Origin of the sequence: Desulfovibrio sp. SGI.102 (genome assembly GCF_050314315.1) — a bacterium.
GTDB lineage: Bacteria > Desulfobacterota > Desulfovibrionia > Desulfovibrionales > Desulfovibrionaceae > Desulfovibrio.
Genome location: NZ_JBNPNC010000074.1, coordinates 1 through 8,940, shown reverse-complemented (window position 1 = coordinate 8,940; position 8,940 = coordinate 1). Strand labels below are relative to the sequence as shown.

Below are 8,940 nucleotides of genomic sequence, written 5' to 3'. Positions count from 1 at the left end.
CTCTAACTCCATTCGATGTAAACGTCAAAGATCGTATCGTTTTTTGTATCGTTATATGGTATGCACAGCTAATACTTGCTGGAATTGCAAACAATACCATAGTGAGTAAGATCCCCCCCAATGGAAGGTCCCTCAAACAGGATTTTGCAATATATACTAGCAAGATAAAGCCAATAAGGCTAAACGTTACCTGCCTGCTGGAAGGGAACCATAATGCTTCATGCCAGCCAGGCTCATGATGTTCCATTTCTTTGATATCCTTTTCCATATATCCCCCAGTATAAAACAATTATCAATTCACAATGATTATATTTGTTATAAGAATACAATAAAACATTATTATCAACCCCAATATTATTCCAATATTTACGATAAATTAAGATTTATGGCAATCTATAGTACTTATCGAGCAAAATGACTTCACGCACCGACGCCCCTTGCCTCCCTCCCGGCCGGGGCGTACACCCACAGACATGAACACCGCATCCCCCGTCCTGCCGGACATCAGCTGTCATGAAGCCTGGTTCGCCGCCTACGCGGCCCGTGAGCGCGAAAAGGAATGTCGTCGCGACGGCGGCGATCCTTCGCCCATGGATCTCAAACTGCACCACACCATGCAGGTGCTGGCCCATGCCCGTGCCATCGTCGCGGGCGGCCGCTTCGCACCGCCGCTGGACCGCGCCTGTCTGCTGGCGGCCCTGTACCATGACGTCGCCCGCTTCGAGCAGTACCTGCGCTGGCATACCTTCCGCGACCGGGAGTCCTGCAACCACGGCCAGTGGGGCGTGCGCATCCTCAAACGCGAACAGTGCCTGAAGGACGAAATGCCCGCCGTCCGCAAGCTGGTGCTCGCCGCCGTGGGCCTGCACAACCGCTTTGCCCTGCCCGCGGGCCTGCCGGAAGGGATGGCCCGCATCTGCCATGCCGTGCGTGATGCCGACAAGCTGGACATCCTGCGTGTCATGGACGAGCATCTTTCCGGCCCGCGGCCCTACTGCCCCACCGTTGTCCTGAGCCTGCCCGATGATCCGGCCCTCCACAGCGACAAAGTGCTGGACGATGCCCTGGCCGGGCGGGTGGCGGCCTATGCCGACCTGAAGAGCGTCAACGATTTCCGGGTGCTGCTGGGGACATGGTTCTACGACATGCACTTCCCGGCCAGCCGGGCCCGCTTCGTGGCTGAGGGCCACGCGCGCCGTCTGCTGACGGATCTGCCCGCCACACCGGCCTATGCCGCGGCCCGTGACCACCTGCTGCGCTGTCTGGATGCCGTCCCGACCACGGAGGCCTCTGATGCCTGCCTGTCCTAGCGCTCCCTGCTTCTCCCCGAAGGCGACCGGCAGCGTCCCCCTGCTGCGTGACCTTCTGTCCGATGCCGACGTGACCCGCCTGCACACCTTGCGCCCGGCCCCGCCGGTTCCCGGCTTGTACGCCGCCCTGTGCCGCCGGGTGCCCTGGCCGGACGTGAGCCATGCCCTGCCCTGCAATGCCCTGCCCGCCCTCCCCGGAACGACGGCGCAGGCGCCCTTTGTGTCCCTGCCAGATCTGCCTGCGGGCTCGCTGGAAGGGCTGCGCCTGGGCTATGTGCTGTTCTCCCTGCCCTGGCCCGATGCCGTGAGCCTGCTGCGGGCCTGTGCCCTGGCGGCACGGCAGCTCTGGCTGGCGGACTTCATCCTGGCCGAACGCAACCTGGGCCTGCCTGCGGCCCTGCTGCGACGCCTCCTGCCCGGTTTCCTGCCCTGGGGGCCCGCGACGCCCGCCCGTATCTGGCTGCGGCGTGGCGGGCTGGAAGGGTGCCTGCGTGATGCCGGGCTGGCCGCGGCACAGCGCCGCACCCTGCTGGCCGGAGCCGCCGCTCTGATACGGGTGGCGCCCGTCCGGCTGCAGACGACGCCACGTCCGGCGCGCCCCTGATACTTTTTGGATGGAGCAAGTCCCCCCACCGAAAGACCGGCGTTCCTCTCCTCCTTGGCGGAAAGCCGGGCGTCACCGCCGATACCTGCGGTGAAGGAAGCCGGACACGATCTCCGCGCCTCCATCTGCCGGAACAGCTCTGTCGCTCCTCCTGCCCTGCCATGCAGGCTCATCGCCCGGCCATCTCCGGCTGGCGGTCTCGATGCACGCCTCTCTTGGCCCATCAACAAAAAAACAGGGAGCCGCAGCCCCCTGTCTGTGAGAAAGGCCGCCCGAAGGCGGCCTTTCAGGTCCAAACCATGCAAGTCCGGAAATATGTCATCCCTCTGCACTATGGAGGGCTTTGCGTCCCTGATCCGGCACAGGAAGGTCGTGCTCCCGCATGCCGTGAGCCTCTCAAGATCTATGCCCCACTGCCATCGACGGCCCGCAGGAGCGTCTCTCGCCCGGAGCTCTTCTCCGCGTCTCCGTACCCGGGAACGTGCCGGTGAACGACCGGTCCCCGTGCCGGGTACCCTTAGGCATCGAACGGGTCGCAGAAAAAATGCTCCCGCAGGGCCTGCGTCCAGGGGCGCGGATGCATCCCCAGATACTCGGAAAGCTTGCCGCAGTCCAGTACCGTATAGGGCGGACGCGGCGCTTTTTGTGGCCATTGCGACGAGGGGATGGGCTCCACGCGGCATTCGTTGCCGGCCAGGCCCACGGCTTCGCAGGCCAGCTCGCACCACGTGGCCTGACCGCTATTGACGGCATGCCACAGGCCGGTGGCCTGACGTTCGGCCAGCATGATGCTCCACAGGGCCAGATCCAGCGAATAGGTGGGCGAGCCCGTGCGGTCGTCCACGATGGTGATGCTGTCGCGCCGGTGGCAGGCATTGAGGATGTCGTCCACGAAATTGCGCTTGCCGGGGCCGAACAGCCAGCCCGTGCGCACCACGCAGGCCCGCTCGGGCAGGGTCTGCAAGACGGCCTGCTCCCCGGCCAGACGGGTCTTGCCGTAGACATTGAGGGGCGCCGTGGCGTCTTCTTCCCGCCAGGGGCTGCCGTGCTGGCCCGAAAAGACCAGCCCGGAACTGAAGTGTACCAGATGGCCTTCCCCGCGGGTCTTGAGCAGGCAGGCCAGAGTATGCGGCAGGGTGCGGTTGTAGAGCAGGACTTCGTCGGGATGGTCCTCGGCATCGTCCACCGTGTTCCAGCCAAGGGAGCTGAACACCACGTCCGGCGCGCAACTGTCCAGACGGGCCTGCAGGAAGTCCGCATCCAGGATGTCACCGTCCGAGCGTTCCAGCGATTCCACCGACCAGCCGCGCCCCAGCAGGACATGGCGCAGGGCCTGCCCCAGCAGTCCGGTGCAGCCCTCCAGAACCAATGCTTTCACGAACAATCCTCCAAAGTATAGCGCACTGTAGCCTCCCCTCTGCCCACGGTCAACCGTGAGGCCCGCCGTCTTGCCAGCGTGCGTCAAGTGTCGTACACCAGCAGAGATGAAAACCGCTATCCTGTTGGTCGCCTACGGTACGAGCAGCCCCCAGGGGCGTGGCTCGCTGCGCCAGTTCGACGCCTGGGTGCGCGAACGTTTTCCCGGCATTTGCGTGCGCTGGGCCCTTTCTTCGGAGCTGCTGCGCACCCGTCTGACGCGTGCCCGGCAAAAAAACGATTCCGTGCTCAAGGCCCTGCGCCGCCTGTGCCTGGAAAATTTCACTCATGTGGCCGTGCAGCCCCTGCAGATCATCCCCGGCAGCGAACATACCGACGTGCGCGCCGATGCGGACGAGGCCGGACGTCTGGACGGCCTGCATGTGAGCATAGGGACGCCCCTGCTGGCCTGTGACGAGGACATCCGGGCCGCCGCGCAGGCCGTGCTGGCCCACCTGCCCGAAGAACGCCGGGCCGACGAGGACGTGGTGCTCATGGGCCACGGCAGCCGCAAGCAGGCCGTGACCGCGTATGCGGCCCTTGCCGGGGCCGTGCAGGCCCTGGACGCCCGCGTGCATGTGGGCACCATGAGCGGTGCCCTGGAGCTGGAGGCCCTGCTGCCGCGCCTCACGTCCCGCCGTGTCTGGCTCATGCCCCTGCTCTCCGTGGTGGGGCGCCATACTCTGGAAGACATGGCCGGGGACGCGCCGGATTCCTGGCGTTCCCGCATCGAGGCCGCCGGCCACACCTGCGCGCCCGTGGTGCGGGGCACGGCCGAATACCGCGCTTTTGCCGATATCTGGCTGCGGCATCTGGAAGATGCCGTGGCTGCCTTGCCAACTGTCAAAAAGGATGAGGAAAAGTGAAGAATGTCCTGCGCCTGCCGCTGGCCCTGCTGGTCTGCGGCCTGATCTCTGCCTGTGGTCTGATGGGGGGCAACGGCAGCGCCGACCTGACGCCTGTGGCACAGGCAGCCCCCGCTGCCAAAGCCAATGCCTTCAACCCCTGGATGAACAAGAGCCTGCCCAACACCCGTACCCTTTCCGCTGAAGGCATGGCCATGGTGCAGGCCATGGGCGCCGACCGCCAGAGCATCGAGGACGAGGCCGCCTACCGCCCCCACTGGCGCGAAGAGATCTACCCCGTGTTCTTCGGCAACAAGACGGCCCCGCACGAGATCATCGTGCTGCTGGACTTTGCCTCGCCCGACAGCGCCCGCGTCTGGCAGGCCGTGCGCGATGCCTCGGCCAAGCTTTCTCCCGCTGACGCCAAGATCGCCGTTTTTGCCAAAAATTCGGAAAACTACGGTACCGACCTCATGGGCATGGGCATCTGGATCAGCTATGAGCGCAAGGGCCAGGCCATGGACTACATGAGCCACGCCCTCAGCGAATGGAACCGCATCAAGGCCGCCCAGAAGAAGCAGGGGCGCAGCGTGCCCTTCACCAACGAGTACGATGCCACCGTCAAGCCCAGCGACCTGCCCATCCACTACGCCTATATGGGCAAGCTGCGTCCGGCCGTGCCTTCCAGCCAGGAACTGGACGTGGCCCGCTACTGCTACAATGCCGGCAACGTGAACATGTACCAGGCCGTGCAAATCTCCCGCTATTACGGCGTGAAGCGCATCCCGGCCGTCATCGCCGACGGCAAGGTGCTGGCCTCGCCTTCAGCCTCGGACATCGTGTCCGCCCTGCGCTAGGCACGCTCTCCCCGCATTTTGCAAGGACGGGTCCGCACGGGCCCGTCCTTTTTTGTTGCCCGTTGCCGGACGAAAAGCGGGCCCTGCCACCGCACGGCCCCGCGCGATGCCGCGGTGCGGGCTGTGCCGCGTATACGGTTGAGCCGCAGCGCGCCCGCCGCCTCCGTGACGTGGGCAGACGGCAGGCCCTCCCGGAGCTGTCTGCCGGCCCTGTGCGAAAAAAGCCCGCGCCCCGCCGGTGGACGAAAACGGATTTCATTGCACATCGGGCGGAACTTGGTTAGCACGGAACCACGCCTTCGTTCATACGAGGGCATGGAGTTCCCGTATGCCCAAAAAAGTTTTTGCTCCCGGCAACCGCAGGCTGGTTGCCTACCTCGCCTTCCTGAGCGCCTTCGCGCCCCTTTCCACCGACATGTACCTGCCGGCCCTGCCGCACATGACGCAGGCCCTGCAGACCACGGACGCCCTCTCCAGCCTGAGCATCTCCTGCTTTTTGCTGCTCTTCGGGGCCTCCATGCTCTTCTGGGGCCCGCTCAGCGACAAATACGGCCGCAAGCCCGTGCTTTACACGGGCGCCCTGCTCTATGTGGTCTCCAGCCTGTTCCTGGCCCTGGCCCAGTCCATCTGGCCCCTGCTGTTCTGGCGCGCCGTGCAGGCCATCGGCAGCGGCGGCATCAGCGCCATGGCCCTGGCCATCGTCAAGGACATGCTGCGCGGCCGGGCCATGGAAAAAGTCATCACCTGGATCCAGACCATCACCATCCTGGCGCCCATGCTGGCCCCGGTCATCGGCGGGGCCCTGCTGGCCGTCACCGACTGGCGCGGCATCTTCGCCTGCCTGCTGCTCTGCGGCCTGCTGGCCGGTGCCGGGACACTGCTGCTGCGCGAGACCATGCACCATCCGGTACAGGGCAATGCCTTCCGCACGCTGGGCCGTCTGCTGGTGGTGCTGCGCCACCGGGGATTCCGCTGCCTGCTGCTGCTTTTTTCCGCCACCAGCATGCCCTTCATGGCCTATCTGGCCCTTTCCTCCTATATCTTCCAGGGCCTGTTCGGGCTCTCGCCCCAGGCCTACAGCCTGTTCTTCGCCTTCAATGCGGGCATGAGCATGCTGGGCCCGCTGGCGCATGAGCGCTTTTTCCGCACCGCGCCCCGGCGCCTCTTCTTCTCGGCCTATCTGGGCATCGTCGTGGTGGCCGGGCTGGGCCTGCTGCTGGTGGGGGATCGGGGGCCCTTCATCTTCGCCCTGCTCTGCGCGCCCATCAGTTTTTGCGGCAGCGCCCTGCGCCCCCCGGCCACGGTGCTCATGCTCAACCAGATGCGCAACGATACCGGCAGCCTGACGGCCCTCATCAACAGCGGCGGCCTGCTGTTCGGCAGCCTGTCCATGCTGCTCTGCGCCCTGCCCGTCTGGCCCGGCCCCGTGGCGGCCCAGGCCCTCATGGCCATTCTGGTGGGTCTGGCCTGCCTGCTGGGCTGGCTGTGGCTGGACAGCCACAAGGTCTACGAAGGCTGATCGCCGCGCTCTTTCCCGGAACATCCAAAAAGTCTCGACAGGGGATCTTCCCGCACCTGCCGCGGCAGTCCTTCGGGGCTGCCGTGACACTTTTTGTCCCATGGCGGCGCGTCCTGTTCTCCATGCTGGCAACATCGTTGCCAGTCCGGGGGTGTCGTCGCCTGCTCCTGCCGGGCCCGATCGCCTTTGGACGAAGAAAAATGGACACTTCCGGCTTTCCCCTGTAGGCTGGAAGGAACTGGCATGAAGCTTGCTTCATGCAGGACAGCATTTGCCCGTACATCCCGTACCGCACCTATCGACCATTTCCCGGGAGGGATCCCATGCCCCAGATCGATCGCGTCAACGTTGCCACTCTGACCCGACTGGCCGACATAGCCGGCACCCATGACCGTCTTGTCGCCACCGCGGAAGGCGGCATCCAGACTTCCGGCAGGGTCAGCGCCTTCTTCACCGCCAAGGCCACCCACCGCGCCACTGCCGAAGCTTTCCTCGGCGCCATCCGCAACAAGTACGGTGACGGCATCGCCGATGCCCTGGCCCCGCAGCTCAGCGCCATGCGCCAGCAGGGCAAGCCGCTCAAGGCCCGCGTTGCCCGCGACATCCTGGCCCAGGCATCGAACATGTCGCAGGCCCTGGGCCCGGCCAACACCGAGATGGCCCGCCGCTTCCTGCTGGGCAACAACGGCGCGGGCGATACCCGCAATCTGGACCATGCGCTGCAGGACTTCTACGCGAAGAACAACCTCCAGCCCTCCCCGGCCCTGCGCCAGGCCTTTGAGCGGATCATCAACGATATGGCGGCCAACAGCCAGAAGCTGCTTTCCTATCAGGACATGGCCGACGCCGTGACCATGCAGACCCTCCAGTCCCGGCCCGCGGACTACATGCTCTGCGGCATCGATCCGCAGCTGACCCGCGACGCCGCCCTGGATGCCTGCGCCACCCATCTTGGTGTGGACGGCGAACTCAAGGCCCAGCTGGGGCAGCTCATGGACCGCGTGCTGGTGGAAGAAAGCGCGGCGGGGCGTCAGGGCACGCCCGCGGACTTCTTCCGCGATCTTTCCACGGCCAACCAGACCTCCCTGCAATGCTTTGCCTTTGCCTGCGGCAAGCCGGGCCTGGGCGATGCCACGCTCCGTGATGCCATGTGTCTGACCCCCCGTCAGTCTGTGGGCGAGATGTCCTCTCTGGCTCCCCAGCTGAACCTGGGCGGCGGTATCGCCCTCATCATGGTGGCCATGCAGCGCCTGCCCGAGATACGCACCCGGCAGCCCCAAGGCCCCCTCAGCCGCGAGACCCTGTGGCAGGGCTGCTTCCAGGAGCCTATGCCGCAGGATCTGGCCGCCAAGAGCCAGCGTGATTTCAACAGCGCCATGTATGAAAAGCTCCTAGGCATGTTCCGGGCCCGCACGGAAGATCCCGCGGTCCCCTTCACCGGCATGCTCCTGCTCGGTGCCGGTGTACGCCTGGAAAAGGCCCTGGAAGCCGTCAGCGATGCCGCCGGCTTCGACCTCAAGGACTTCGCCTTCCCGCCCAGCCTGACACCGCTGGCGCGCCTGGGCGACATGGCCAAGGTGGAAGAGGGGATGGCCATGGACCTGAACCGGCGCGGCACGCATAATGCCCTTCCCGGTTACCGGCCCACCATCAGCTTCGGCGGTGTGGGCATCCCGGCGGAGGCAGAGGCCACCGTCCATATCCAGGACATCGCCTACATGACCGACGAGGACAAGAACGATTTCGAGCATGGCCGGCCGTCCACCATATCGCACAATCTGGCCATCCGGGCCCAGCTGCTCTGCGGCAACAATGACGCGCAGGCACGGCAGGTCCTCCTCAGCATGGGCCAGTCCGGCGCCTTCCTGGTACGCACCCTCAGCGACCGGACCGGCGTGCTGCAGGACGAGCACTCGCCCCTGGACATCGACATCCGCCGCGAAGCCAACGGCGATGTGACCATGCGTTACCACACGCCGCCCCAGTCGCCGCTGGATGCGGACTTCACCTACACCGTCACCCCGGACGGCCAGGGCGTGCTCACGGCCTGCCGCATGCAGGCCCGTCAGCCCCAGGACGCCTGATCCCCTAGATAGTGTCGTCAAATTCAAAAGTATGTTATAATCTCTTCACTTACAATGAGGAGAGACCATATGGTGGACATCGGAGGCATGATATTTCCGACAAGGTATGGGCAAATATTGAAAAACTTCTTCCCGGTTCCAAAGGCTCTGTCGGTCGTCCTTCCGCCGATAACCGATTGTTTATCAACGCCGTCTTCTGGATACTGAGAACCGGGGCTCCGTGGCGGGATTTACCCCCCGATTTTGGCGACTGGAAAAATACACATCGCCGCTTCTGCCGATGGCGAGATCGGGGAGTTTGGGAG

9 protein-coding genes are annotated in these 8,940 nt (G+C 64.7%); 7 read left to right on the top strand and 2 right to left on the bottom strand.

Annotation, left to right across the window (positions count from 1 at the left end; all coding sequences use genetic code 11):
* On the bottom strand, nucleotides 1–268 hold a 268-nt coding region (locus ACQRCJ_RS11410; RefSeq protein WP_427799838.1), incomplete at its 3' end, for a hypothetical protein.
* Between the two features lie 205 nt (nucleotides 269–473).
* Between ACQRCJ_RS11410 and ACQRCJ_RS11405 the strand changes: the two genes are divergently transcribed.
* Together ACQRCJ_RS11405 and ACQRCJ_RS11400 are read left to right on the top strand one after the other, a co-directional pair.
* On the top strand, nucleotides 474–1,310 hold the full coding sequence (locus tag ACQRCJ_RS11405; RefSeq protein WP_427799837.1) for an HD domain-containing protein: 837 nt from the start codon (nucleotides 474–476) through the stop codon (nucleotides 1,308–1,310).
* Nucleotides 1,294–1,914 (top strand): hypothetical protein, encoded by a 621-nt coding sequence (locus ACQRCJ_RS11400; protein WP_427799836.1) that lies wholly within the window; start codon nucleotides 1,294–1,296, stop codon nucleotides 1,912–1,914. The genes ACQRCJ_RS11405 and ACQRCJ_RS11400 overlap by 17 nt, the downstream gene beginning before the upstream one ends.
* 517 nt (nucleotides 1,915–2,431) lie before the next feature.
* Here the strand turns inward: ACQRCJ_RS11400 and ACQRCJ_RS11395 are convergent.
* On the bottom strand, nucleotides 2,432–3,292 hold the full coding sequence (locus ACQRCJ_RS11395; protein WP_289616286.1) for an SDR family oxidoreductase: 861 nt from the start codon (nucleotides 3,290–3,292) through the stop codon (nucleotides 2,432–2,434).
* Nucleotides 3,293–3,398: 106 nt separating this feature from the next.
* Between ACQRCJ_RS11395 and ACQRCJ_RS11390 the strand changes: the two genes are divergently transcribed.
* From ACQRCJ_RS11390 to ACQRCJ_RS11370, 5 genes are all read left to right on the top strand, one after another.
* Nucleotides 3,399–4,196 (top strand): sirohydrochlorin cobaltochelatase, encoded by a 798-nt coding sequence (locus tag ACQRCJ_RS11390; protein ID WP_168936105.1) that lies wholly within the window; start codon nucleotides 3,399–3,401, stop codon nucleotides 4,194–4,196.
* Complete coding sequence (locus ACQRCJ_RS11385; RefSeq protein WP_204674460.1) at nucleotides 4,193–5,032, top strand: hypothetical protein; 840 nt, start codon at nucleotides 4,193–4,195, stop codon at nucleotides 5,030–5,032. The genes ACQRCJ_RS11390 and ACQRCJ_RS11385 overlap by 4 nt, the downstream gene beginning before the upstream one ends.
* A 328-nt stretch (nucleotides 5,033–5,360) precedes the next feature.
* Nucleotides 5,361–6,551, top strand: coding sequence for an MFS transporter (locus tag ACQRCJ_RS11380; protein WP_427799835.1), 1,191 nt, complete (start codon nucleotides 5,361–5,363; stop codon nucleotides 6,549–6,551).
* A 323-nt stretch (nucleotides 6,552–6,874) separates the two neighbouring features.
* Nucleotides 6,875–8,635 (top strand): hypothetical protein, encoded by a 1,761-nt coding sequence (locus ACQRCJ_RS11375; protein WP_427799834.1) that lies wholly within the window; start codon nucleotides 6,875–6,877, stop codon nucleotides 8,633–8,635.
* Between the two features lie 92 nt (nucleotides 8,636–8,727).
* Nucleotides 8,728–8,940 (top strand): transposase (locus tag ACQRCJ_RS11370; protein WP_427799839.1); only part of this gene is annotated, 213 nt, incomplete at its 3' end.